General features: G+C 45.3%; 24 protein-coding genes and 1 pseudogene. 16 read left to right on the top strand and 9 right to left on the bottom strand.

Annotation, left to right across the window (positions count from 1 at the left end; all coding sequences use genetic code 11):
* The first annotated feature begins 4 nt into the window (after window positions 1-4).
* From ACTS60_RS22375 to ACTS60_RS22360, 4 genes are all read left to right on the top strand, one after another.
* Window positions 5-1,756 (top strand): DEAD/DEAH box helicase, encoded by a 1,752-nt coding sequence (locus ACTS60_RS22375; protein WP_440890032.1) that lies wholly within the window; start codon window positions 5-7, stop codon window positions 1,754-1,756.
* 77 nt (window positions 1,757-1,833) lie between these two features.
* Window positions 1,834-2,262: a PepSY domain-containing protein gene (locus ACTS60_RS22370; protein WP_038886169.1), complete on the top strand. Its 429-nt coding sequence runs from the start codon at window positions 1,834-1,836 to the stop codon at window positions 2,260-2,262.
* Window positions 2,263-2,293: 31 nt separating this feature from the next.
* Window positions 2,294-2,953: a response regulator transcription factor gene (locus tag ACTS60_RS22365; RefSeq protein ID WP_005442273.1), complete on the top strand. Its 660-nt coding sequence runs from the start codon at window positions 2,294-2,296 to the stop codon at window positions 2,951-2,953.
* The gene (locus ACTS60_RS22360; RefSeq protein WP_440890031.1) at window positions 2,943-4,292 is read left to right on the top strand and encodes an ATP-binding protein; all 1,350 of its coding nucleotides are present in this window, start codon (window positions 2,943-2,945) and stop codon (window positions 4,290-4,292) included. The genes ACTS60_RS22365 and ACTS60_RS22360 overlap by 11 nt, the downstream gene beginning before the upstream one ends.
* 83 nt (window positions 4,293-4,375) lie before the next feature.
* Here ACTS60_RS22360 and ACTS60_RS22355 read toward each other — a convergent pair.
* Window positions 4,376-4,528 (bottom strand): annotated as a pseudogene (locus ACTS60_RS22355) (LssY C-terminal domain-containing protein); the annotation flags it as partial.
* Window positions 4,516-5,229, bottom strand: coding sequence for a glycosyltransferase family 2 protein (locus tag ACTS60_RS22350; protein ID WP_440890030.1), 714 nt, complete (start codon window positions 5,227-5,229; stop codon window positions 4,516-4,518). The gene ACTS60_RS22350 and the pseudogene ACTS60_RS22355, both read right to left, overlap by 13 nt.
* 418 nt (window positions 5,230-5,647) lie before the next feature.
* Here ACTS60_RS22350 and rplY point away from each other — a divergent pair, with 418 nt between their 5' ends.
* Window positions 5,648-5,926 (top strand): 50S ribosomal protein L25, encoded by a 279-nt coding sequence (gene rplY / locus ACTS60_RS22345; protein ID WP_010449038.1) that lies wholly within the window; start codon window positions 5,648-5,650, stop codon window positions 5,924-5,926.
* 226 nt (window positions 5,927-6,152) lie between these two features.
* On the opposite strand, the gene ACTS60_RS22340 is transcribed toward rplY, so the two are convergent.
* Together ACTS60_RS22340 and ACTS60_RS22335 are read right to left on the bottom strand one after the other, a co-directional pair.
* Window positions 6,153-6,668, bottom strand: coding sequence for a GNAT family N-acetyltransferase (locus ACTS60_RS22340; protein ID WP_029561008.1), 516 nt, complete (start codon window positions 6,666-6,668; stop codon window positions 6,153-6,155).
* Between the two features lie 14 nt (window positions 6,669-6,682).
* Window positions 6,683-7,387: an N-acetyltransferase family protein gene (locus tag ACTS60_RS22335; protein ID WP_440890029.1), complete on the bottom strand. Its 705-nt coding sequence runs from the start codon at window positions 7,385-7,387 to the stop codon at window positions 6,683-6,685.
* Between the two features lie 350 nt (window positions 7,388-7,737).
* Here ACTS60_RS22335 and ushA point away from each other — a divergent pair, with 350 nt between their 5' ends.
* Window positions 7,738-9,453, top strand: coding sequence for a bifunctional UDP-sugar hydrolase/5'-nucleotidase UshA (gene ushA / locus ACTS60_RS22330; RefSeq protein ID WP_440890028.1), 1,716 nt, complete (start codon window positions 7,738-7,740; stop codon window positions 9,451-9,453).
* A gap of 439 nt (window positions 9,454-9,892) precedes the next feature.
* Window positions 9,893-10,114 (top strand): hypothetical protein, encoded by a 222-nt coding sequence (locus tag ACTS60_RS22325; RefSeq protein WP_010449052.1) that lies wholly within the window; start codon window positions 9,893-9,895, stop codon window positions 10,112-10,114.
* 124 nt (window positions 10,115-10,238) lie between these two features.
* Here the strand turns inward: ACTS60_RS22325 and ACTS60_RS22320 are convergent, their stop codons facing one another.
* Window positions 10,239-10,487, bottom strand: coding sequence for a DUF1289 domain-containing protein (locus tag ACTS60_RS22320; protein ID WP_010449053.1), 249 nt, complete (start codon window positions 10,485-10,487; stop codon window positions 10,239-10,241).
* A 220-nt stretch (window positions 10,488-10,707) separates the two neighbouring features.
* On the opposite strand from ACTS60_RS22320, the gene ACTS60_RS22315 reads away from it, so the two are divergent.
* Window positions 10,708-11,154: an META domain-containing protein gene (locus tag ACTS60_RS22315; RefSeq protein WP_038887289.1), complete on the top strand. Its 447-nt coding sequence runs from the start codon at window positions 10,708-10,710 to the stop codon at window positions 11,152-11,154.
* A gap of 79 nt (window positions 11,155-11,233) precedes the next feature.
* Here ACTS60_RS22315 and ACTS60_RS22310 read toward each other — a convergent pair whose 3' ends face one another.
* The 4 genes from ACTS60_RS22310 to ACTS60_RS22295 form a co-directional block, all read right to left on the bottom strand.
* Window positions 11,234-12,724, bottom strand: a complete 1,491-nt coding sequence (locus ACTS60_RS22310; RefSeq protein WP_440890027.1) for a SulP family inorganic anion transporter — start codon at window positions 12,722-12,724, stop codon at window positions 11,234-11,236.
* Between the two features lie 356 nt (window positions 12,725-13,080).
* Window positions 13,081-13,749 (bottom strand): hypothetical protein, encoded by a 669-nt coding sequence (locus ACTS60_RS22305; protein ID WP_440890026.1) that lies wholly within the window; start codon window positions 13,747-13,749, stop codon window positions 13,081-13,083.
* 149 nt (window positions 13,750-13,898) lie between these two features.
* A complete protein-coding gene (locus ACTS60_RS22300; RefSeq protein ID WP_440890025.1) occupies window positions 13,899-14,495 on the bottom strand; it encodes a response regulator transcription factor in 597 nt (198 codons plus the stop codon).
* Window positions 14,485-16,290 (bottom strand): sensor histidine kinase, encoded by a 1,806-nt coding sequence (locus ACTS60_RS22295; RefSeq protein WP_440890024.1) that lies wholly within the window; start codon window positions 16,288-16,290, stop codon window positions 14,485-14,487. The genes ACTS60_RS22300 and ACTS60_RS22295 overlap by 11 nt, the downstream gene beginning before the upstream one ends.
* Before the next feature lie 301 nt (window positions 16,291-16,591).
* Here ACTS60_RS22295 and ACTS60_RS22290 point away from each other — a divergent pair, with 301 nt between their 5' ends.
* From ACTS60_RS22290 to ACTS60_RS22255, 8 genes are all read left to right on the top strand, one after another.
* Complete coding sequence (locus ACTS60_RS22290) at window positions 16,592-17,575, top strand: sulfurtransferase (RefSeq protein ID WP_440890023.1); 984 nt, start codon at window positions 16,592-16,594, stop codon at window positions 17,573-17,575.
* Window positions 17,576-17,595: 20 nt separating this feature from the next.
* Window positions 17,596-19,392, top strand: coding sequence for an FAD-dependent oxidoreductase (locus tag ACTS60_RS22285; RefSeq protein ID WP_440890022.1), 1,797 nt, complete (start codon window positions 17,596-17,598; stop codon window positions 19,390-19,392).
* Window positions 19,389-20,159 (top strand): heterodisulfide reductase-related iron-sulfur binding cluster, encoded by a 771-nt coding sequence (locus ACTS60_RS22280; protein WP_440890021.1) that lies wholly within the window; start codon window positions 19,389-19,391, stop codon window positions 20,157-20,159. The genes ACTS60_RS22285 and ACTS60_RS22280 overlap by 4 nt, the downstream gene beginning before the upstream one ends.
* 41 nt (window positions 20,160-20,200) lie before the next feature.
* Window positions 20,201-20,878, top strand: coding sequence for a TVP38/TMEM64 family protein (locus tag ACTS60_RS22275; RefSeq protein WP_010449063.1), 678 nt, complete (start codon window positions 20,201-20,203; stop codon window positions 20,876-20,878).
* Between the two features lie 336 nt (window positions 20,879-21,214).
* Window positions 21,215-22,372: an ABC transporter substrate-binding protein gene (locus ACTS60_RS22270; protein WP_440890020.1), complete on the top strand. Its 1,158-nt coding sequence runs from the start codon at window positions 21,215-21,217 to the stop codon at window positions 22,370-22,372.
* Between the two features lie 9 nt (window positions 22,373-22,381).
* Window positions 22,382-24,091, top strand: coding sequence for an ABC transporter permease (locus tag ACTS60_RS22265; RefSeq protein ID WP_440890019.1), 1,710 nt, complete (start codon window positions 22,382-22,384; stop codon window positions 24,089-24,091).
* A complete protein-coding gene (locus tag ACTS60_RS22260; RefSeq protein ID WP_010449070.1) occupies window positions 24,057-24,704 on the top strand; it encodes an ATP-binding cassette domain-containing protein in 648 nt (215 codons plus the stop codon). Before ACTS60_RS22265 ends, ACTS60_RS22260 begins: the two co-directional genes overlap by 35 nt.
* Complete coding sequence (locus tag ACTS60_RS22255) at window positions 24,697-25,308, top strand: CDP-alcohol phosphatidyltransferase family protein (protein WP_440890018.1); 612 nt, start codon at window positions 24,697-24,699, stop codon at window positions 25,306-25,308. The genes ACTS60_RS22260 and ACTS60_RS22255 overlap by 8 nt, the downstream gene beginning before the upstream one ends.
* Window positions 25,309-25,336: the final 28 nt, after the last annotated feature.

Here is a 25,336-nt window from a genome sequence, read left to right as displayed (position 1 = left end):
TTTCATGTACACCCTTCGACCATACCAAGCCGACTCTGTAAAAGCGGTGATTCACTATTTTCGTAAACACTCCACACCAGCGGTCATTGTGCTGCCTACAGGTGCGGGCAAGAGCTTGGTCATTGCAGAGTTAGCAAGGCTTGCCAAGGGCCGCGTGTTGGTACTTGCTCACGTAAAAGAGCTGGTGGAACAGAATCACGCCAAGTACGAAGGGTATGGTCTAAAAGGATCGATATTCTCAGCAGGTCTTGGACGTAAAGAAACCGATCAGCAAGTGGTTTTTGCCTCGGTGCAATCTGTGGTGCGTAATCTGGATTCTTTCAAGAACCAGTTTTCTTTACTGGTCATTGATGAATGCCATCGCGTGCCAGACGAAAAAACCAGTAGCTATCAAAAAGTGATCACTCATCTAAGAGAGCTTAACCCTGGCATTAAAGTTTTGGGATTAACCGCGACCCCATACCGCTTAGGCATGGGCTGGATTTACCAGTACCACACCCGTGGACAGGTTCGAACTGAAGAGTCACGCTTTTTCCGTGACTGCATCTTCGAGCTCCCTATTCGTTACTTACTGGATGAAAACTTCTTAACACCTGCTCGTATGATGGACGCCCCCGTCTTATCTTATGACTTCTCGCAGCTAAAGCCAGCCAATACGGGTCGCTACAAAGAAGCCGAAATGGACATGGTGATCGACAAAGCTAAACGTGCGACACCACAGATCGTTGAACAAATCATTCAATACGCCAAAGAACGTAAAGGCGTGATGGTGTTTGCAGCCACGGTTCGCCATGCGCAAGAAATACACGGCCTGTTGCCAGAAGGCGAAACCGCCATCGTCATTGGTGATACGCCAACACCCGAACGTGATGCCATCATTCAATCGTTCAAGAATCGTGAGATAAAGTACTTGGTCAACGTGTCCGTTCTGACCACGGGCTTCGATGCACCACATGTGGATTTAATCGCGATTCTTCGCCCTACCGAATCCGTCAGTCTATATCAACAGATTGTCGGGCGTGGTTTGCGCCTGTCGGAGGGAAAATCGGAATGTTTAGTACTGGATTACGCTGGTAACAGCTACGATTTATACCAACCTGAAGTCGGTGATCCGAAGCCAGACTCCACCAGCGAGATCATCACCATCCCTTGCCCTGCTTGCGGCTTTAATAACAACTTCTGGGGTAAGTTAGACAGCAACGGCTTTTTGCTAGAACACTTTGGTCGCCGCTGCCAAGGGTATTTTGAAGACGATGAAACCGGAGAACGTGAACACTGTGGTTATCGCTTTAGAGCGAAATACTGCGGTGAATGTGGCGCTGATAACGACATTGCGGCGCGTATTTGTCATGAATGCGATGCCACCCTTGTCGATCCAGACAAAAAACTCAAAGAAGCATTAAACCTGAAAGATGCGCTGATCTTCGAATGTACAGAAATGGATTTGTCGGTATTTAAGTCCAATGACGGTAAGTCGCAACTAAAAGTGACGTACTCTGGTGAAACCTATCAAGGCGAAGGAAATGCATTGGTGCATGAGTTCTGGTCACTGAATACCAAAAAACAGAAACAAACTTTTAAAGACCAGTTTGTGCGTCCTCATCTTGCCGACAAACATCGTCCATTTGAAGAAGCATCACCAACGAAAGTGGTAGCAAACCAACATCGTTTCCGTTTACCTCAATTTGTGATTGCTCGTAAATCAGGTCGTTTCTGGAAGTTACGCGATAAGATCTTTGACGACGAACTAAGATAAGCGAATGCTCACTAATTCACTTTCTGTTCATGTACAGCACGATATAATCGTCGTAACTCATTGAAAAAGGCTTTGCCATGTCTATCTCCTTCACTCCGCGCAAACTTTCCGTGCTGCTAGCTATATTTCCGCTTTTATTGTCTGCACCAAGCTTTGCTGATCACCACGATCACAAAGACCATCATGATGACAAAGATGGTCACGCTATCGTTCGTGACGTCGAAAAACCGGGGACACGAATTGAGTTCGATGAAGATCAGGACGAAGTCTACCGCGCCGTTCAGAAAGGCTATATCCGCCCGTTCTCTGATATGTACGCAGCAGTGGAGAATGATTTATATGGGCGTATTATTAAAGTTGAACTTGAAGAAGACGATGACGAATGGGTTTACGAACTTAAGATCTTGTTCAATGACAGTGTGATAAAGGTGGAATACGATGCCGCTACACTAGAAATGCTCGAGATAAAAGGACGTAACTTCAATAAAGCTCTTAAACCGCAGTAATCGATATCCAAACATAATTAGAAGAAAGAATATGAAAATACTTGTTGTCGAAGATGAACCTCGCCTAGGCGAACAGATTTTAGAAACGCTGGAAAACAATGGCTGGGTACCAGAACTTTCCCAAGATGGCATCGACGCGCTTTACCGTGCGACCTCTGAAGAATGGGATGCGATTGTGCTCGATCTAGGTTTACCAAAACTAGATGGTCTAACGGTCCTTAAAGGTATTCGAGACGAAAACATTAATACGCCAGTTGTTATTTTGAGTGCCCGTGACACATTATCTCAGCGTGTTGAAGGCTTGAATGCTGGTGCAGACGACTACCTAACCAAGCCATTTGAAATGGTTGAACTAACTGCACGCCTTCGCGCTCAATTACGCCGCGCTTCAGGTAACGCCTCTCCTGTCATGCAGATTGGTGATTTGAGTTTAGATACACGCTCCTCAAAAGTACTGTGGCAAGGACAAGCGGTCAGCTTAACCGCATTGGAATATAAAGTTGTCGCCTACTTTATGCACAACCCAGAGAAAGTCATTTCTCGTACCGAGTTGGTAGAGCATATCTACAAACAAGATTTTGACCGTGATTCAAACACCATCGAAGTGTTCATCGGTCGTATTCGTAAGAAAATTGCACCGAAAATCATTAAGACAGTTCGTGGACTCGGGTATCAATTGAATGCGGAATAAAAACAAACTTCCAATGCACATTCTTAAGCGGCTGAGTATCAAAAGTCGCTTAGTACTCGCGGCGGTCGTTTGGCTCACAGCGATGATCCTCGCCGCTGGGGTGACAATCCCAACCCAAGTCTACGTCTACATGGTAGATGACACTCGATCACAATTGAATGTCTACATGGACGAGATTGCCGCCCAACTCGAAGTCGACAGCAAAGGCCAACTCACCCTGCCTACTCAACTTTCCGATCCTAGATTTAATCGTCCATACAGTGGTCTTTACTGGAGCGCATCGACGGACACAAGCCTAGAGCGTTCGCGCTCCCTATGGGATAAGAAAATCGAGTACAAAGGGTTAGATAAAGACGCCTTTGGTGCTCGAGATGAAAAACTGATCACGTTGGAAAAGACCCTTTATCTGCCAGATTATGATGGTCCCATTAATGTCATCATCGGTATTGACGAAGACCCAATTGAAGGCACAATCCAGTCTTTAACAGGGCAGCTTTGGATCATTTTAGGATTGCTGTTTGCCGGTGTTCTTGCGGTTATCTTGCTACAAATCGCATGGTCTTTAAGCCCGCTGACCAAGCTGCAAAGAGAATTAGCCGAGCTTAAATCAGGTAATAAGAAAGGCTTGGAAGAAGAGTACCCTAAAGAAATCTCACCTTTAATTTCTGACCTCAATGCTCTGCTCTTTCACTATCAAGAGTTACTTGAACGTGCACGAAATCATGCGGGAAACTTATCTCACGCGCTAAAAACACCACTTTCGGTTTTAAAAAACGAAGTGCAAAACTTCACACCTGAAGAACAAGAACGCTTGAACGCACCAATCACACAGATCCAACAACACATCGATTATCACTTGGGTCGTGCTCGTATGGCGGGTTCAATGAACATCCTTTCGGTGAAATCGAACCCTTCAGAGCGTGTTGATGCCATATCAATGGCGTTTGACAAGGTCTACTCACATCGTGACGTCACACTGATTAACGAGCTTGATTCTGATTTGAATGTTGCGGTAGAGAAAACCGATCTGGATGAGATGGTGGGTAACTTACTGGAAAATGGCTACAAATGGGCGAATAGCATCATTCGTGTTCATTCAACGCTAGATAAAGACAATATTCATATCATAGTTGAAGACGACGGCCCCGGGATCCCTGCGGAGCAATTATGCCAAGTGATAAAGCGTGGTTACCGACTGGATGAAACGACGCCGGGTTCCGGTTTGGGCTTAAACATTGTCAGTGAAATGGCGCACAGTTACCGCGGTCAGCTTGAACTATCAGAGAGTAAAATGGGCGGTTTAAAAGCCACATTGATTCTGCAAAAGAGCCGCGCTTAAGTCGCTTACATCAGCCACTCACAGTAACGCTTTAAAATGGCACTTATCGATTTATTCGCTAGGTGCCATTTTTGTATCTAGATTTAGCTCTGGCTACTTAAATTTAGAGCTAACGACGGCTCGCTAATCAACAACACGTTTCCATCAGAGTAATAGTCATGTTGACTGCCCATTGCGACAAACTGTGCCAGCGAATGTAACTCCCACATTAACGCTAAATGACTCACTTCAATTTGTATTCCATTTCGTTGTTACGCATCTCACCAAAGAAAAAGCGATGCACATTAGCTTTGAAATACGTTATACCCATCTTCATGAAACCATCTTGTTCCAAACGACGTGGGTCAAATTCGAATGTCATTGGTAAGAAGCGAAAACGCCAGGTTTTTGAAGCGCGCTTAACATAGTCACAATCCTCGCAAAGCGTTATGGACTCATCAAAGCCATTTATCTCTTTATGCGCACGTTTTGTAGAGAAAATACAAGCCCCTACCGCGGTTGGGAATACATATTGAGTAATGAACAAACCTGCGTTAAACATGCCGTAGGCTAACTTATGCGCCATTGGCAAACCTTTTGACCCCATGTAAACACCCGCAACTTCCAACTTTGCATCTTCCAACTTACTCATTGCGCGACTTAGGAAATCACGCGGTAAGCGCACGTCCGCATCGAGGAAAAGAATACGTTCGTATTTAGCAAGCTCTGCTCCCGTGTTACGTCCTAAACTAACACCTCGCGCTTCCATGTGACAGACAGTAAGTTTCGGTAGTGAGTTCTCGTAAGCTTGTGCCACTTCTCGTGTCGAGTCTTCGCTATTTGAATCCACGACGATCACTTCAAAGTTCTGGTGCGTTTGCTGAGTTAAATCTTCAAGTAGTCGACCAATACGTTTTTCTTCATTCAAAGTAATAATCACGACGCTGACTGAATTCATAATGTGCTCCATTAAGGTTATCTGCTTACTTTAAGAAGGAGAATAGAACCGACTGACTTAACAGTTACTGAGGTCAACATTCATTTCGCGTTCACTTTGTTAATGGCAAATGTCGCAGTTACCATTCAAAGAAATGAAGTTCGTCTAGAAGAGGAAGAAAAGCGATAAGGGAAGAATGGTAAATAGGTCAAAATAAGCACAACTTGAACAAAGCGTTACCTAACTTACAAAAGCCACACCAAAATTGAAGAAGAATCGCTGTCTTTTTGGCAATTTAGGTATGATTTGGGTTGCTGAATGCATCGTGGGATGATAGTATCCGCGCTCGCTTGAACAGTTCCTGTTTCAAGCTTTACCACGAACACAAGGTCGCATTGTGTCGTGAAGTTTATTTTTTACTAATTTGAGAGTAAATACTATGAAATTCGAAGCAGTAGTACGTACTGAACTAGGTAAAGGTGCGAGCCGCCGCCTACGTCACGCTGGCAAATTCCCTGCAGTTGTATACGGCGGTGAAGAAGCAGCAGTTGCTATCGTTCTTAACCACGATGACATCGTTAACCAAATGGACAAGCCAGCGTTCTACGAAGGCATCGTTCTAGTTATCGACGGCGCTGAAGTTAAAGTTAAGCCACAAGACGTTCAACGTCACGCTTACAAGCCAAAAGTTGAGCACATGGACTTCATCCGTATCTAATTCCCTACCAAGGAATTAACGGATAAAATCCAAACCTTTTGCATAAAGATTATCGGACTTACCAACCGAGATATCTAAAAAATTCAAAACCCCGGAGACTTACCACCTCCGGGGTTTTACTATTTAGGCGAAAAGTAAATTTCCCCTCTCTTTTCTCAATCATATCTTCATTGCCAATAGCCTACTCTACTAAACACTGCACAGCATATTTTTCAACAGTAAGTTATTACGTTCGTGCTATGTACTTCACTAACGTTACGTCGTTGAGTGTCATCTCATCAATGACTTCCGACTCCTCCTCTCCAGAACGTACAAAACCGCACTTCTTGTAGAAATTAAGCCCTTGCTTATTGCTATCCAGCGCCTTAAGACTGATTTGCATCACTGGAGTTGAGAGCAAGCGAGTTTCTAATTCATCTATCAGAGCGCTGCCAGCACCCTGTCCGAAGTATAAGGGCGATACATAGCAGCAAGTCACAATCGCCGTTTTATCTTCACTAGAGTGATTAGGCAACTCATAACTCAAAAAGCCGACAATCTCCTTCTGTTTCTCTACAACAATGAGATGCGCCAGTTGCTCCGTCATGACCCGAGTCCACATTCGCTCTCTACGCTCTCGAGTAAATTGGTCGATGTAGCTTTGAGGCATTAACCCTTTGTAAGCGACTTGCCATGAATCGACGTGTATTTTGGCGATCTGACCCGCTTCATCTCTAATTGCATTTCTAACTGTATATTCCATTGCTTGACTTTCCATTACTCCGGAGTAAACACCCTTTGACGACTGTACGCTTCAAACCCAAAAGACTGGCAAAGCTTTATCGAAGGCGTATTTTCGATATTTACTCGATACCTGATTTTACGCTCCCTCGACTTCACTTCCTTGATTAAATGACTAAGTAGCCTTTTCCCATATCCTTTCCCTCTAGCGTCAGGAGAAACTAATATGGATAACGACTCAAACGGTTCTTTTCCTTTATAACAATAAGACGCCAGCACCGCGACCAGCTCGTTTTTGTCGAATGTGCCATAAAAAAAATGGCTATCTAGGTCAAAGTCCGCTTTGAGAATATCTTCTTCGCTTATTCGGCTTACAAAAGATTCAAGTAGAGCAAGATCAGACTCAATAGAAAGTGAAATTATCGCGTCGTTTTTGTTGTTATTATTGTCATTAAATAAATAGTAGTCGACATCATCAAATTCACAGAACAATTGCTGATCATTGAGTTTTCTCTCCAACTCACTTGGTTGAACATGTTTAATTGTTTCCCATAAACTTTCTGGGCAAGAAATAAAGGTGACGGAATCCGATTGGTATAGAAATACAGCGCAGAGATCAGAGAACTTTTTCCAATAGTGCGGGTCATAAGAATAGCCGTTGTACAGATTGCCACTCACATTGAACAGCTTTTGCCATGAGCAATCGATTTCTGCGGCAAGCGTGGTTGTTTTTTTGAGCATCCCTTCCTCTCAACACAGCGTACAGAAAAATCTTAACTATTTGTTTCACAGAGAGTATTAAGACATTAATCTGATAAAATAATCACCAAAGTTTGCTTCATATCTCACCAAAATGCGTATTGATTCAAATTAAAAAAATGAATTCAATTAAGTTACTCACAGAACAAATATTTAAATTCAACATCCAACCACAAAATACCATTTCTGTTTATTTGTAGACTTAGGTAGCAGCCTCATTAATTCCTTTCGTCGACAGAAGTATAAATAAGACGTTGATCACTAAAGTTTAATAATTTTTCCGTATATTTCACGCCGTAACTAAATCAAAATCACACAGAAAGGATCCCCCTATGAAGTTTTCCAAATCTCTTTTGGTGCTTTCAGTCGGCGCAGCACTAGCAGGATGTGGCTCAGACAGCGATAACTCTCCAGTTACTTGTGAAACGGCAGATTCATGTACTAAGTTCACTGTTCTACATACTAACGACAACCACGGTCGTTTTTGGGAAAACAGTAAGGGTGAGTACGGCATGGCAGCACGTAAAACTCTTATTGAGTCAATTCGTGCAGAAGTTGCAGCAAATGGCGGTGAGTCAATCCTACTTTCAGGTGGTGACATCAACACTGGTGTTCCTGAGTCAGATATGCAAGACGCAGTGCCAGACTTCGTAGGTATGAACCTTCTTGGCTACGATGCAATGGCAGTAGGTAACCACGAGTTTGATAACTCTCTAGATGTCCTAGACATGCAAGCAGAACTTGCTGACTTCCCAATGCTAGCAGCAAACATCTATAAGAAAGATGCTGACGGTAAAGTAACAGACGAGCGTTACTTCGCTCCTTACAAAGTGTTTACTATCAATGGTCTTAAAGTTGCAGTAATCGGTCTTACTACAAAAGATACAGCGAAGTTGGTTAACCCTGACAATGTAGCAAGCATTTACTTCGAAGACCCACAAGTTGAAATCCAAAAAACACTTGCAGAAATCGAAGCTAACGAAAAAGTTGACCTAGTATTTGCGACTACGCACATGGGTCACTACCAAGACGGTAACCACGGTAGTGAAGCTGCAGGCGATGTAATGCTGGCTCGCTCTCTTGAAGAAGGTGAGCTTGACGCAATCATCGGTGGTCACTCACAAAACCCTGTATGTATGGAACCAGGCACTAACGAATACGCTGATTTCAAACCAGGCGACGATTGTGCACCAGACCAACAAAACGGCACTTACATCATGCAAGCGCATGAGTGGGGCAAATACGTTGGTCGCGCAGATTTCGAATACTACGACGGTAAACTCCACCTAGCAGATTACGCGCTAATTCCAGTAAACCTAAAAGCGAAAGATGAAAATGGTGATTACCAGTTCATTACTGAAGAAATCAAGCCTGATGCAACAGTGAAGTCGATTCTTCTTCCTTACCAACAGCAAGGCCAAGACCTTCTAGACGTTAAAGTTTCTGAAACTGATGGTAAGCTGGAAGGCGACCGTAACGTAGTTCGCTCACAGCAAACTAACCTTGGTCACCTATTGGGTGAAGCATACCGTACTTACAACCTAGTAAATGCAGATTTCGGCGTGATGAACTCAGGTGGCGTTCGTGATTCAATCCAAGCTGGTGACATCACTTACCGTGACGTTCTAACAGTACAACCTTTTGGTAACTTTGTAACGAAAGCGACCATGACTGGTGCAGAAGTGAAAGAGTACCTAGACGTAGTAGCAACTAAGTCTGCAGGTTCTGGTGCATACGCTCAACTAGATAACATTAAGCTATCTGTTGACTGTGATGCTAGCGACGTAACAATCACTGACATCAACGGCAAAGGCTTCGATCTTGCAGCAACTTACACATTCTCTGTAATCAGCTTCAGCGCAGCGGGTGGTGATAACTACCCAATCATCGACGTTGAGTCTACACAGATGACAGACGCTTCTGTTCTACGTGAGTTCTTTGTGAACAACCCTCAGATCTCAGCTGAAGACTTCAATAAAAACTTAGACAACATTCAGTACTTCAGTAACGGTCAAGCTGTTAAAGGCTGTCCATCTGCAAGTAACTAAACAAGCATAATTGCTTTAACTTGTTGTCGACGTCCACTCAGTTAGTTAACAACTGAAACAAAGGTCGTCAGACTGACCCTAAGATCAACCGGAGCCCTAAAGGCTCCGGTTTTTTATTAGCGCTAAATCTCTGATAAAACACCACCTTCACAAATCGTTCAAAAAATGTTCATTTGTGTTGTTGACGCCTCTGTGTAGGACTTCTATGTTTGATAAGGTCTTTCAAAGATACAGATTCATTAACTGTGATTTATGACTCTTTTTGATTCACATAGCTAATGATTCTAAGAAAGATGCGAATGGCGTTACAAACACTGCTCTCAAACAATTTGTCTCTCAGACTTCAAACTAAAGCGATGGGCTTCTACGCTCCCGCAAACGAGCAGCCACCTGAACGCCAATGTGTTCAAACTGCTGCCATCGAGTTCTGGAGGTCAAAATGAAACGAGCCAGCAACAGCTATAGACTGCAATTAATTAAAGAAGTGGTCACTCGTAGAGAGCGCGAAGCGTGTACTGATCCTATGGCGAGATACATACATCAACTAATGGATGAATTGCCAACCAGTAAATTAGACGTGGAACAAAATCATCGCTTTGCAGGTAGTCACTTCGACGAACAAGCAGGAGGCTGGGTAAGCGACCAATGGTCTTTAAAGTAACGCCAAACGCTCATATCTTTGGGCGAGAAAATGGATAGGAAGTTCCCGGCTCTTATGGATAAGAATTTCAGACTGGGCCGGGAATCGTTATGGAGCGAGAACAATCAAAATAGAAATAAAAAAGCTAGAACAGATCTTGTTGTGGTGATGCATCATCGCGAGGCACTTCTTTTTTACCCTTCCCTGCTAACACCTTTCTTCTGTATCGTTGTCGACACAGCTTAATGACGTGCAACTGCTGCGCAGGAGTAAAGCTCAGCCAATTAAACCGCTCTTCTCTTTTACGCATGCATCCCTTGCAGTAACCTTTTTCGTCAGAAGTACAAACTCCGACACAAGGACTTGGGACGGTAAAAAACTCCAATTGCTCCATGCTCAACCCGTTCTTCCGCTCACTTATTTAAGTCCGATACGTTTATAATCAAATAACCATAAGAAATTTCGAAGTTTTCGGTGAATTTCAATACCGAGAATGGGATCTCTGTTATAAAATACGCCGTGTTTAAAAACATACGAAACCATAACCGTATGCTGACAAAAACAGTGTTTTATTACCTATACTTACCACGTTTTCTAAAAACGGAGTCAATAAAATGAAGCTTAGCCTAAAAACGTTAGTAGCAGCAATCTCACTTCCAGTTCTAATGACTGCATGCGCTAGCAATGGTGACAATGTGAAAGAAATTACGGCTCAAGATCTACAGCACCATAACTGGCAGTTGGTTCAAATCGATGGCAATAACATCGAACTGAAAGAGCGTCAAAAAGCACCTCGCCTAGAGATTGGCGAAAACCTGACGGCAAACGGCAACGCTGGTTGTAACAACTTCTTCGGTCAAGCTGAACTGAAAGACAACCAACTACGCATCGAAAAAATGGGTATGACCATGATGATGTGTATGGATGACCAAATGAAGATTGAAAAAGTAATGTCTGAAACGCTTTCTGATTGGAGCAACATTACTCTGACTAACGAAGGTCTAGTACTGAAAAACGCAGACCACGAACTAACGTTCGAATTGCGTGATTGGGTAAACTAATCCCATATTCGTTTCGAGGCAATCGGTCTCTGACAGAATAAGTCTCTAAAAAAGCAGCCAATGGCTGCTTTTTTTGCTTCTAGTGTCCCATACCTTGTTTAGCAAGCTTTTCTGGATCGTCATAAACCGCATGGCGATCAATCATATCCAACGTCGCTTCGTTCATTCCGGTCACAGCGACTATCGAGCCCCCTTTTCGGAACTTAAGAATCGCTTTATCCAATGCCGATATCGCGGTGATATCCCAAAAATGCGCATCGGATAAATCAATCGTGATGTACCTTGTCGTATTGTCGAAATCAAACATATCGGTAAAGCTGTAAGCGGAAGCAAAAAAGATTTGCCCATGAACTTTGTGAATCGTATGGTCGTTATCGACAATGACTTCATCCGAAACCTTCATCAAGGTGCGGCTTTGATTCACATAGAAAACACACGCTAATAAAACACCCACCAACACACCTATAGCAAGGTTGTGGGTGGCAACAACCGCAATCACAGTCGATAGCATGATAAGGTTTGTCGACAAGCTGTGTTTACGCATTTCTGCAATGGAGTGCCATGAGAAAGTGCTAATTGCTACCATGATCATCACGGCAACGAGTGCCGCCATTGGGATTTGCTTGAGGTAATCTCCCAAAAACACCACCATGATCAGCAAAAATACACCGGAGCAAAGCGTCGATAAACGTGTTCGACCGCCAGACTGGATATTGATCATCGACTGACCAATCATTGCGCACCCTGCCATACCACCAAACAGCGATGCGACCATATTCGCAATCCCCTGTCCTTTGCACTCGTCGTTTTTCTCACTCTCTGTATCCGTCAACTCATCGACGATAGATGCGGTCATTAATGATTCAAGTACACCAACAATGGCTAATGCTAACGAATAAGGGAAAATGATTTGTAGAGTTTCGCGGTTGAAAGGAATATCGGGAATCATGAACACAGGGAGCGCGCTGGGCAGTTCACCCATGTCGCCAACGGTGCGAATATCGATATCAAACATCAACGCAATCACCGTCACCAAGATAATGCACACCAATGGAGAAGGCAGCATTTTTCCGATTTTCGGCAGGTATGGGAACAAATAGATGATGGCTAAACCTAACGCGGTCAAAGCATAAACTGGCCAAGAAACGTCAGTCAGTTCAGGCAGTTGAGCCATAAAAATTAGAATTGCCAAAGCGTTAACGAACCCTGTCATAATCGACTTGGATACAAAACGCATTAAATCCCCTAGCCTCAAATAGCCGATTAACAGTTGCAGCACGCCAGCGAAAAACGATGCGGCAAGCAAGTATTGCAAACCATGATCTTTAACTAAGGTGGTCATCAATAACGCCATCGCTCCAGTTGCCGCGGAAATCATTCCGGACCTTGAGCCAGTAAACGCTATCACGACGCAGATGGAAAACGAGGCATACAACCCCACTTTAGGGTCGAGTCCCGCAATAATAGAGAATGCGATAGCTTCTGGAATGAGTGCCAGTGCTACAACAACTCCTGATAAACAATCTCCTTTAACATTGTTGAACCAAGTATCTTTTGTAAATTTAAACATAAATCTCTCATAAACGTATTGCCTTAATTGGTGCATTGCGCACGGTGAAGGGAGTGATGCAAACGCATCTGAGAGATCGTTCTAGGGCGGACTAATGAGCAAAAAGCACCTTCCTTAATCGTCAATTAAAAAGTCATGGTTTCCTCGAAATGAGTTTCCTCGATATGAGACAGTCAAAAAACAAGACCGGCCTCATCAGAGGTGTGCTTTATATCACTTCAAAAATGTAATTTGTAATAAATTCTTACAAAAGTAGGTAAATCCACCTACAAACAACAATAAAAAAGCGCCTCCCAAAGGAAGCGCTTATGCATCATTAACACTTTGTTATATCGAAGTTTATTTTCATTTAAGCATCAGAATGACTGCTGAGAATAAGACTCCCCGTCAAAACCACTCAATTGCTCATACGCTTTAGACAGAATTGCAATCCCGATGATGGTGACTACAAAGCTCAGTAGACTCATTAAGAAAGGCAGTTGCAAAAACGCCAATGGCGACATCGCCAATCCAAACAGAAGCGGCACCAAAATAACCACGCTCATCATGTACCAAGTATGGCCTTTGGTCAGATTCCATGCATAAGGGAAAGAGACACCTTTACCAATAGCAATCGCTGGAAACACAAGTACCAGCCGACAGCAAATAACACCTAACACCAGCAACGCGATAGCGGCAAGTGCTACATTAATCATGGCGAAAAGCGCCGCAACCGCGACAACTGCGATTGTCATTGCCAAGTAGTGGCCAATAAACCACATTTCGATCTTTCCAAAGGTGAAACGTCCCCACTGAGGTACCGATTGAGGGCCTTTCAAAATGATGCTGTGTACGTTGATAGCCACAATGGCAGACAGTAATGCCATCAAAATTTGCACTAAGACAGTAGCACCGTCACCCTCTGATGCGCTCAAGAGGAGATCAAGAATGACTGAGAGAATAATAGGAAGCACGGTTGCTTTAGCAATCGCTTGTTTATGAGTACTCAGGGAAGAAAAAGCACTTTTAACGGTATCGACAAACATAGTTAGGTTCTAGCCAAGATAAGGTTTATTCTGCTTGCTGATGTTATCTTCCAGATGTCAATTGAGCAAACCTTTCCCAAAATATCATTGGGTTACAATGATTATTTAGACCCAAACAGCTTCGTTTGTCGATGCCAAAATCGATGAGTTTAGATCAGGTGTCCAACCTTACGAATCAGCACCGCAAGACTTTCTGCCTCAAGTTTTTTCATCACATTAGATCGGTGTACTTCAATCGTTCTCAAAGACACGCACAATAAGTCCGCCATCTCTTGGTTTTTCATCCCTTTTACCACCAAGCCTAGCACTTCTTTTTCACGCTTAGTGAGGTTTTGTAAGATCAACTTTGCGCCCAACTTTTCACCATTTTTGAGTGACTGGGCCATCGCATCATCCACCGCCATCACAAGGGCGTTACCATCGACTGGTTTTTGGAAGAAATCGAGTGCGCCATCTTTTAGCGCATCCACCGCCATTGGAATGTCACCATGTCCAGTCAGGTAAATCACGCTAATTGGACTGAGTTTCTCGTTCATCATTTGGTGAACATCTTGCCCGCGCATGTCTGGCATGCGGCTATCAAGCAAAACACAACCAGGTGCAGACAAATTGACCTCATTGAGAAAATCTATCCCGCTAGAGAAAGTCTCAACCTCATAGCCATAACTCTCTAACATAAACGCCATGGACTCTAATACTGACTCTTCATCATCAACGATATAAAGCGAACAAAGGTTACGACTCATGACAAGCCTCCTGATACGGTAAAACGATGGTCACCTGACACCCTGTTGGATCAATTGACCTAAATTGAATACTACCTTGGTGGGCATCAAGCACATCACGACAAATGGCCAAACCTAAGCCCAGTCCATTTTCTTTGGTGGTGTAGAAGGCTTGATCTAATGGTGTCTCTTGCTCTTCGATACCAATGCCATTGTCCATCACATCGATAATCACCATCTCATCGCAAAAGCTAACGTGGAGATCCACATACAAGTCTTTGCGCTTCGGCACATGGCTCAAACAGGCGTCTTTTGCGTTGTTCAGAACATTGAGAATGACTTGCTGCAAACCAGTGGCGTCAGCAAAGACTTTTTGTGGCTCGCCAGAGTAAAGCACGCCCAATTGAATTCGGTGACGTTGAAACTCGTAATCGACCAGCTTCATCGCTTCTTCAATTAACGAAGCTAAATCCACCCAGCTCTTTTCAATTGGCGTTTTGTTTATCAAGCTACGAAGGCGCTGAATAATGTCACTTGCAGAAGTGACCTGCTGTTGAATTTTATCAAGGATCGGTGCCATCTCTTCGGCCGTAGTACCACGCTCCATGCGCATTTTTGCCCCTTGGCTGTAGTTCTTAATCGCCGCCAGCGGCTGATTGATTTCATGCGCAATGCTACTGCCAAGTTCGCCAACAATGGTGATACGCTGTGCATGCTCGAGCATGGAGCTCTTGCGGCGTAAGTCGTTCATTGTTGTTTTTAATTTTTCGCGACTACGTTGGAATTTCCACTCCAGCCAGAAGTGATACCCTGTCAATAGCAATAACGTCAGTAAAGACGCCATTGCAATCGCTTGATTCTTATGCAGCCATTCTTGCGCCTTTAGTCCCCAAGATTTTTGCAGCGGATGCATGTCTAAGTGCTTGTAAACTTTATCTACATTGATGCTCGGTGCAGGCAGCATCCAACCGACATTGTTTGCAGCAACCGCTGCCGGGTGGTCTTCTGGCATTGCGAATAGGGTTTGTGCCACCATCTGACCAACATCGACTGGTGCGCGTTCCGTCATCGCCATCGTCCAGTTCGGGTACAGTGGCGTACTCACCGCACAAACTGAATCTGCAGGACGCTTCTCATTCAATACACGTAGGTTATGCAGTTGAATACGCCCCTCTTTCGCCATGTTCTCCAAAGTACAAGCAGGAACGATCGCCACATCGAGATCGTTCTCGATCACATCCAAAATCAGCTGATCCGTCGGTGGGCCAGTAAAGTGGATCTTTTCAAAGAATGATGATTTGAAGTAGCCCAGTTTATCGAGCTCGTAACGCAGCGCGAGAAACCCACCAAACGCTTTTTCCGATACCGCCGCAACATTGGCTTTATTGATGTCTTTCAGTGTTTTAAAAGGCGATTCTTCACGTACAACCACCACCGAGGCAATCGACTTATTTGGTAAATCACTGTAAGCAGTTTTCTGCGTTGCCAACCAGTTGATTGGGTACTCGCGAGCAAGTTTGGTCGCCTGCCCTGGACTGGTCAGAATGAAGTCGAGCCAACCGTGTAAAAATGCATCTTCAAGCTGGTCGAAATCGTAAGTATGTAGGTTGAATTGATAGCCAGGATTCTGAGTCTCCAGCCAATCCAAAGTCGGTTGCCATGCTTCTCGCGCATGTGCGTGTCCACGCAGCGCTAAAACACCCACATCGTAGTCTGTTCTCTGTACTTTTTGGTCATTAGCAAAAGCAAAAGAGGTGAAGAAAAAAGAGAGAGCAAAAATGAAAAGAATAAACTTTTGAGAATAATTATCAATCACTTACAAAATACTACCAAAATACGGCTGTGGCGCATTTTACCACCATTCCCCCCTGCTACTTTGTTGCTTTAGATCAATCCCACATCATTATTGTGGGAAACCACAATATCGCCATTTAAACGATTTCCTCAGAATGCCTTACCCATAAAGGGGTAGAGCGCATTTTCACCTGTTTTAAATCATGAACACCCAAAATGAATAAAAAACGTTCATGCCTGTACTCCCCCTTCAAAAGCATTCTATCTGTCGAACCATCGAAGGTTCGGCAGCAAAACTTTAAATTAATATATGGAAGCAACTCATGAAAAAATCGACGATTGCGTTGGGTGTGTTCGCCGCTGTTACAGCGGTTGGCTACTCAGCTTACAATACGATGTTTTCGGCTGAGGCTGTGACTGTGGATGCAGCTGCTCAAGAGCAGAAGTTCACACAGTACGCTCACCCAGAACACTTCATTTCTGCACAACAACTGAAGTCGCTGATGGACGGTGACAAAGACGTGGTTGTGATCGGTGCGCTAAATCCTATCAAACCAGATAGCCCTATTTCTGGCTCTTACACTATGTGGCGTAACGATTACTCAGCAGCTGAAGACGCCTACGACTTCGGTGGTATGAGCAACAGCACAGAAGAGATGGAAACGATTCTAGGCAGCTTCGGCGCGACAGCAGACAGCACAATCGTGGTTTATGCAGCGGGCTCTCACCACGATGCAGCTCGCCTTTACTGGCAAATCCATAATCTTGGCCACCAAGACGTTCGTTACCTTGACGGTGGCTTGAACGCTTGGATGGGCGCTGGTTACCCGACTGGCTCTGCAAACCAAAGTGTGGCAGCAGTTGAATACAACGCACCTAACGCACAACAAGATAACAATGCCCTAGCCACGCTAGACATGGTTATTGCTGCGCAAAACAACCCTGATTGGGTGATCCTAGATACTCGCGGCAACGACGAGTTCAACGGTGAGGTTGCGGTTTCTGGCGCGTACGGCCCTGGCACAATCCCAAGCAGTGTTCACATTAACTGGACTAAAGCGCTGAACGAAGACACAACGCTGAAATCAGCAGAAGAACTGCAAGCCCTTTACGGCGACATCATCAAAGGCAAAAAAGTCATCGCTTACTGCCAATCTGGTGTTCGCTCTGCCCACACCACCATGATTCTTACTGAAGTCCTCGGTGCAGAAGGCGTCTACAACTACGACGGCTCATGGATCGAGTACAGCCAGGCTCACTACGAGCAAAAGAATCCTGAAGTGAACGTTATCAACGGCAAGAGCTAATCAACACGGAACCGCAGTGAATGAACAATGTAATTTTTAGCCAAAAGCTATTCGACACCGCTCAAACGATTGTCGATGGTTGTATGGGTGATACCGATCCGGCATGTCAAACCGCATGTCCAATGCACACGGACGTAAAACAGTACGTTCGCATGGCAGGCGAAGGGAATTTCCAAGGCGCTTTGGATCTGATCCGCAGCAAATTATTCCTTCCTCAAACTCTTGGTCGTATTTGTGCCCACCCTTGTGAAGCGTCTTGTCGTCGCAACACAGAGTTCGGCCAACCAATCAGCGTAGCGGGCATCAAACGTTTCGTCGCAGAGAAAATGGATAACCAAGATCACTGGGATCTCAACATTGCCCCTCTAACGCACAAACACATTGCGATCGTAGGTGCTGGCCCTGCTGGTGCTCAAGCAGCGATCGAACTTCGTCGTCAAGGCCACGAAGTAACGATTTACGAAAAGCTAGACGTATACGGCGGCATGATGCGTGTGGGTATCCCTGAATACCGTCTACCACGCGATGTTATCGATTTCGAATACAGCTACCTAGCGATGCTGGGGATCAAAACTCAGTTTGGCGTTGAAATCGGCAAAGACATCAGCTTCGAAGCACTACGTAATGAACACGATGCAGTGGTGCTTGCACATGGTGCGCACGTAGGTTCAATCATTCCGCTACCGGGTCACGACAATGATGGCGTGTTCTCTGCGGTTGAATACTTAAAAGAGATTTCTGAAACTCGCCAATTCCCACGTGCAGGTAAACGCGTGATGGTTATCGGTGGTGGTGACGTTGCAATGGACTGTGCACGCTCTTCATGGCGTATTGGTGCAAGCGACGTTTACCAATGCTCACTTGAGAGCCTTGAAAACCTGCCTGCAAGCCAAGTCGAAATCGACGAGTCACTAGAAGAAGGCGTCGAGTTCAACGCAGGTTGGGGCCCAGTCGCTATTGAACATGAGAACGGCAAAGTTACAGGCATTACGCTCAAGAAAGTACTGTCTATCTTCGACGAGCAAGGTAATTTTGCTCCTCAATACAGCGAAGAAAGCAAAACCATCTCTGTGGATACGGTTGTTTTCGCTACGGGCCAAATCGTGGCAGACATTACTGACGGTGCACTAGAACAAACTCGCGGCGGTCGTTACGTTGTCGACAAACAGACACTAGCATCAAGTCTAGAAGACGTATTCGTAGCCGGCGACGCATGTGGCGGTAACATCGTGATTGAAGCGATGGCATTGGGTCGTAAAGCAGCAATGAGTGTTGAGCGCTTCCTAACGGCTCGTCCACTGACTGAAGATCGCGATTTCGAGCAAGAATACAACTACGCATCTCGTCTAGACGTACCACTACCAAAAGGTACGGTAGATACCCCTCGCCTACACGGTGAATTACGTGACGCTGAAGAGCGTAAGCAAGATTTTGCCCAAGTGGATTTAGGCTTTACTGAAGCTCAAATCAAACTAGAAGCCTCTCGCTGTCTGCAATGTAGCTGCAAGCTATGTATGACCGAGTGCATCATGATGAATGACTTCAGCGATTGTCCGAAGACCATCTTCTCTGAGTTTGTGAATAACAAGTCGATGGACCCACTGATGGCTTACTCATGCAACGCGTGTGACCAATGTACCATCGTGTGTCCGAAAGACTTCCCGATGAAGGAAATGTTCCTAGGCGCACGTGCTGACTTTGTTAAGGCAAACAACGGTGAATCTCCAATGCCGGGTCATAAAGCGATCAACATGCACCAGAAGCTGGGCTTCTCAAAAATCTTCACTATGGCAAAACGAGCGGTATCGACAAAATGAGTAATAAAGTATTTATGCCAGGATGCAGCTTGCCATCCTACTCACCAGAAGGCGTAGCGGCAATCGCAAGCTACCTAAAAGAAGTATTCCCTGAGATGGGCGCAGTGCAGAAGTGCTGTGGCAAACCGACCGCGGCTATCGGTCAAACAGAGAAGTTCAAAGAGCGCTACGGCCAGCTTCAAGCTGACTTTGACAAGCTGGACGCACAAGAAGTCATCGTGGCATGTCAAAGCTGCTACGGCATGATCAAGAAATCTGGTGGCACACAAAAGCCAGTTTCATTATGGAAACTGCTTCCTGAAATTGGTCTGCCAGAAGCATTACGCGGCAAAGCAAAAAACAGTGATGTGGTATTCACCATTCACGACTCTTGTTCAACTCGCTACGAGAAAGAACTGCAAGACGGCATCCGTTGGATCTTAAATGAACTTGGTTACAAAACCTCTGAGCCAGAACACACACGCGAAAACACGCGCTGCTGTGGCTTCGGCGGCATGGTTGTGCCAGCAAACCCAGACGTGGCCACGCGCGTAATCAAGCGCCGTGTTGAAGAGTTCGAGACAGACTGCGTCGTAGTTTATTGCTCAGCTTGCCGTGCATCCATGATGGGTGTTGGCACGAAATCTTGGCACATTCTGGATCTGATGTTCGGCCCAGTGATCATGCAAGGTGATCAGCCACCAGTCAACGTACTCGCTAGCCCTGTGAAAGCTTGGTTCAACCGCTACAAATCAAAAGCGGGTCTGATCAAGTGTATGTCTGTGTAGCTATCTCTGTTTAATTATTAGGTTTAAGTGAAGTTGAACTTATGAAATTCGTAAAAATTGCTCTTATCGTCGCTGTTGTAGCTATTGCTCTGTTCGCGGCAAAACAAACTGGCATTCTTGAAATCATCACTGACATCAAGAGTCTACAAGATTGGATCGCAAGCTTTGGTGTGTGGGGTTACGCCGTATTCGTAGCAGCATTCGTGTTTGCGTGTGTTTTCCTACTTCCGGGCAGTGCGTTCACCATTGTGGCAGGTATCGTATTTGGTCCTATCAAAGGTGGCGTATTGGCGCTGTTTTCCGCAACGCTTGGCGCAGTGGCAGCATTCATCGTGGCACGCTTCCTATTGCGTAACACCATCATGAAGAAGTTTGGCGACAACCCAATCTTCAAAAAAATCGATGACGGTGTAGCAGCAAATGGTACAAGCTTCTTGATCCTGACTCGTCTTGTGCCTGTGTTCCCATTCAGCCTACAAAACTACGCTTACGGCCTAACCAGCCTAAACCTAGGTACTTACGCTCTGGTTTCGCTACTAACAATGGCACCAGGTGCATTCATCTTCGCTTACATGGCGGGTGATATTGCGACAAACGGCGTGTCTGCGATGCTGCTAGTGAAATTTGCAGTGGCAGGCCTTGTGTTGTTTGGCATGTCTCTGATTCCAAAATACATCGCGAAGAAAAAAGGCATCAACATGGAAGAATTAGCGAAGTAATCCGGTCTATCCATTATTGACGCCAAAAGAGTGCGACTTATCGAGAGTTGCGCTCTTTTCATTGCTACTAATTTGCTCACACTTTGCCCTTCAATTGGTGACTTTTAAGGCCAAAAACTGACGTGGATTGGTATGACCTCACAAGGCGAGTAATTCTCTGAATCTATTATCAAATTCGCGTTGATAATAAAGCGAGATAGATTACTATCCACCTGAGGGAACGGAGCTTCCAGCGTGGTTTATACCCTTATATTTAGTGCTGAAAACAAATGATTTTCATCGCACGGGTATACAGAGCTCCAAAATGAAAACAAAGATAAGAAACACGGATTACGTATGAAAAAGCTACTTAGCACCATTGGCATTTTAGCCACCACTTTTGCCACCTCCTCTTTCGCCGCTGCTCATTCAGAAGAATGGCAAAAAATAGAACAGCAAGCCGACGGTCAAACCGTTTATTTTCATGCTTGGGGTGGCAGCCAAGAAATTAACCGCTACATCCAATGGGCAGGCAAAGAGCTTAAATCTCGCTATAACGTGACGCTTAACCACGTCAAAGTCACTGATATTTCTGAAACCACCACTCGTCTTATTGCAGAGAAAGCTGCAGGCAAAAACAGCGGTGGCAGTGTTGATATGGTTTGGATTAACGGTGAAAACTTTAAATCAATGAAAGACAACCAACTGCTGTTTGGCCCTTTTGTTGACGGTCTACCAAGTTGGCAATATGTCGACAAAACACTACCGGTAGATATCGATTTCTCTGAACCAACAGATGGTCTAGAAGCACCTTGGGGTGTCGGCCAACTGGTCTTTATCTACGATGAAAAAACGCTAAACAACCCGCCAAGCTCGTACGCAGAAATGCTGAACTACGCAAAAGCGTTTCCAAATCGTCTGACTTACCCTCGCCCACCAGAGTTTCATGGCACCAGCTTCATCAAATCTCTGCTAATCGAGCTGAGTCATAACGACGCTGCACTGCAAAAGCCAGTGACAGGCGATTCATTTAAAACCGTCACACAACCACTATGGGCTTACTTAGATGAATTTCACAAAGTCGCATGGCGCGGTGGTAAGCAGTTCCCGGGTGGTACCGCGGAAACCGTGCAACTGCTGGATGACGGTCAAATTGACTTAGCCATCACCTTCAACCCGAACGCGGTTTACTCAGCACAATCAAGCGGCAACCTTGCAGAGAGCACCAAAGCGTATGCGATGGATGCTGGCGCGCTGTCTAACATTCACTTCCTAGCAGTTCCTTGGAACGCAAATGCCCGTGCAGGCGCACAAGTTGCTATAAACTTTTTATTAAGCCCTGAAGCGCAATCTCGCAAAGGTGATATCAATATCTGGGGAGATCCTTCTGTGCTAAGCAGCCAATACCTAACGGGCACGGCTAAAAATACTCAACAATTCAAATCTATCGCAGAGCCACATCCAAGCTGGCAAGCTGCACTAGAAAGAGAATGGTTGAAACGCTACGGGAATTAATAAGCATCCATGTTAAGAGCGCTGTATCTAGTTATTATCGCAGTTTGTATATTGCCAACCATTCCGGGGTTGCTCGGAGTGGTGGTTTCTGCGCTCGGCTATGTTCCTCCTATCGGTTTACATCACTTCTCACTGGATGGCTTTAGTGCCGTCTTCAATTGGGAAGGCGTGTGGACTTCCATTGGCCTGACTTTCTATTCCGCCATTTTCAGCAGTTACCTTGCTTGCTTAATGACGTTTGCGATTCTGCAAGCTTCTTGGGGCAGTAAATTCTGGCGTAAGATTGAAGTCAGCCTTTCCCCACTTCTCGCTATGCCACACGTGGCGTTTGCTATTGGTTTTGCTTTCCTATTTGCGCCAACGGGCATGGGTGTTCGCGTACTCAACCAAATGTTTGGTTACGATCCAAATGCCCAAACAGTGAATGACTTAGCACTACTGATCAAAGACCCATACGCACTAGGTTTGATCATCATGCTTGCCATTAAAGAAGTGCCGTTTTTATTGTTGATGAGCATTCCTATTCTTCAGCAATTAAAAGTCGAAAAGATTGAAAAAGTCAGCCATTCGATGGGTTACAGCTCAGCACAAGCTTGGTGGAAATGCGTTTTCCCACAATGGTTAGCAAAGCTGCGCTTCCCAATGTTGGCTGTTCTGGCTTACAGCTTGTCGGTTGTTGATGTGGCGCTAATTATTGGCCCAACCAACCCTCCTACATTTGCTGTGTTGGTATGGCAGTGGTTTAACGATCCTGACTTATCCCTGCTACCAAGAGCGGCGGCAGGTGCAGTGATGTTGTTTGCCATTGCGAGCCTTTTGATTGGTTTTGCACGACTCGTCGAATGGAGCATTACCAAAGGCTTCAAACGCTGGCAATACTCCGGCCGTAGCGGCTTCCGCTTACCGGGTAAAACCTTGTTCTCTATGATTGCCTTGCTAGCACTGTTAATGGTGCCACTTATGGTGGTCTGGAGCTTCGCTCAACGTTGGCGATTCCCAGATTTATTACCAAGCCGTTACAGCTTACGTTTTTGGGAATACGAGTGGCAAAGCATTCTCGGCACGCTCGAGCAAAGCATGTTGATTGCGGTGATCAGTGCGTCTATTGCCCTTGTACTGGCGCTGATTGCTCATGAATACCGATTACGTTACCGCTGGCAGGTGCCGGGATACATCATTGCCGTACCAATGTTGATCCCCCAGCTATCTGTGTTGTTTGGTATGCAAGTCGTCACGCTGTACCTCGACAGCAACGCGTACTTCTTCTGGGTATGTTGGGCTCACGTGTTCTTTGCGTTCCCGTTTGTTTATCTGTCCTTGGATGGCCCTTGGCGCAGCTTCGACAATGGGTTAACTCGTGTTGCCCTAAGCCTTGGTAAATCACCGATGCAGGCTTGGCTAAAAGTCAAACTGCCGATTCTTCTGCCTGCAATTGCCTTTGCTTGGGCAGTGGGAATTAGTGTGAGCTTGGCTCAATACCTACCAACACTAGTGCTGGGGGCCGGTCGCATCAGCACAATAACAACAGAAGCGGTAGCCCTCTCAAGTGGCTTCGACCGTCGTGTCACCGCGATTTACGCAATTTGGCAAGCGCTCTTGCCGTTAATGTTCTTCTCTTTTGCGATTCTACTTAGTCGTTTACACGTCAAGTATCGCCGGTTGTCTATTAAAGGTTTACTACCGAATGAGTCTTTGTCTCGAAAACCTCGCCATCCGTAAAACCAATGGCGACACACTTTTCTCTGCGTTCAACATGACCGTAAAGAAAGGTGAAATTGTTACCCTGATGGGTCCAAGCGGCTGTGGCAAATCCACCTTGTTGGATGCCATTGCTGGTCACCTGTCTTCCGAGTTCGACTATTCAGGCTCAATCACGCTCGATAACGAAAAGCTGGATGCTTTGCCTGCGCATAAGCGCCAGGTGGGTATTCTGTTCCAAGACGATTTGCTCTTTCCACATCTCACCGTGTGGGAAAACCTTGCTTTTGCACTACCCAATTCAATCAAAGGGACTGAACGCAAAGAGCGCGCCATGCAGGCTTTGAAGCACATCTCGTTAACCAAACTCGCGGAATCTTTCCCAGACCAAATATCAGGCGGTCAGCGCGCACGTATTGCCCTCACTCGCATGTTGTTAGCGAAACCGAAAGTTGCCCTACTTGATGAGCCCTACAGCAAGCTGGACAAAGATCTACGTGTACAGTTTCGTAACTGGGTCGTGGAGCAGCTTCAACAAGCCAATATTCCTGCTTTAATGGTGACTCACGATGAGGATGATATTCCTGAGGGCAGTCGCTGCCTGAACTGGCCTTGGGAGACTAGCCATGCTTGATAGCCTAAGTATCAAAATCATAAAGTGGCCACTAACACAAAGCGCAAAACTGATTGATAAATGTGGCGTGACAGCTAACCAAACCACCTTGTTTGGCTTCGCCCTTGGCTGCTTTGCGCTTCCTGCCTTGGTAGCAGAGCAATACACGCTTGCATTAGCGTTTATTCTGCTAAACCGAATTTGTGATGGATTGGATGGTGCTTTAGCGAGGATTCAAGGCATCACCGATGCCGGAGGCTTCCTTGATATTAGCCTAGACTTCTTGTTCTATTCTCTGATTCCCTTTGGCTTTGTACTAGCAAACCCAGGACAAAACGCTGTCGCGGGCGCATTCTTGATCTTCTCGTTTATTGGAACAGGAAGCAGCTTCTTAGCTTTCGCGATCATGGCAGGTAAACGCGGTATCGATAACCCTGTCTACAAGCACAAATCTCTATACTACATGAGCGGCCTGACAGAAGGCACAGAGACCATTGGTTGTTTCGTATTGTTCTGTTTGTTCCCACAACATTTTGCCGTGATTGCATACATCTTTGGGGCGGCGTGTTGGTTTACTACCTTTACGCGTATTTACTCTGGGTTTCATACACTCAAAGATAGCTAACACCGCACAAAATATTCATTTTTTGAGG

It is taken from the genome of Vibrio sp. WZ-1 (assembly GCF_052037695.1).
Taxonomy (GTDB): Bacteria; Pseudomonadota; Gammaproteobacteria; order Enterobacterales; family Vibrionaceae; genus Vibrio.
Note: the sequence above shows the minus strand (reverse complement) of the source record. Positions and strands in the feature narration are given on the sequence as shown.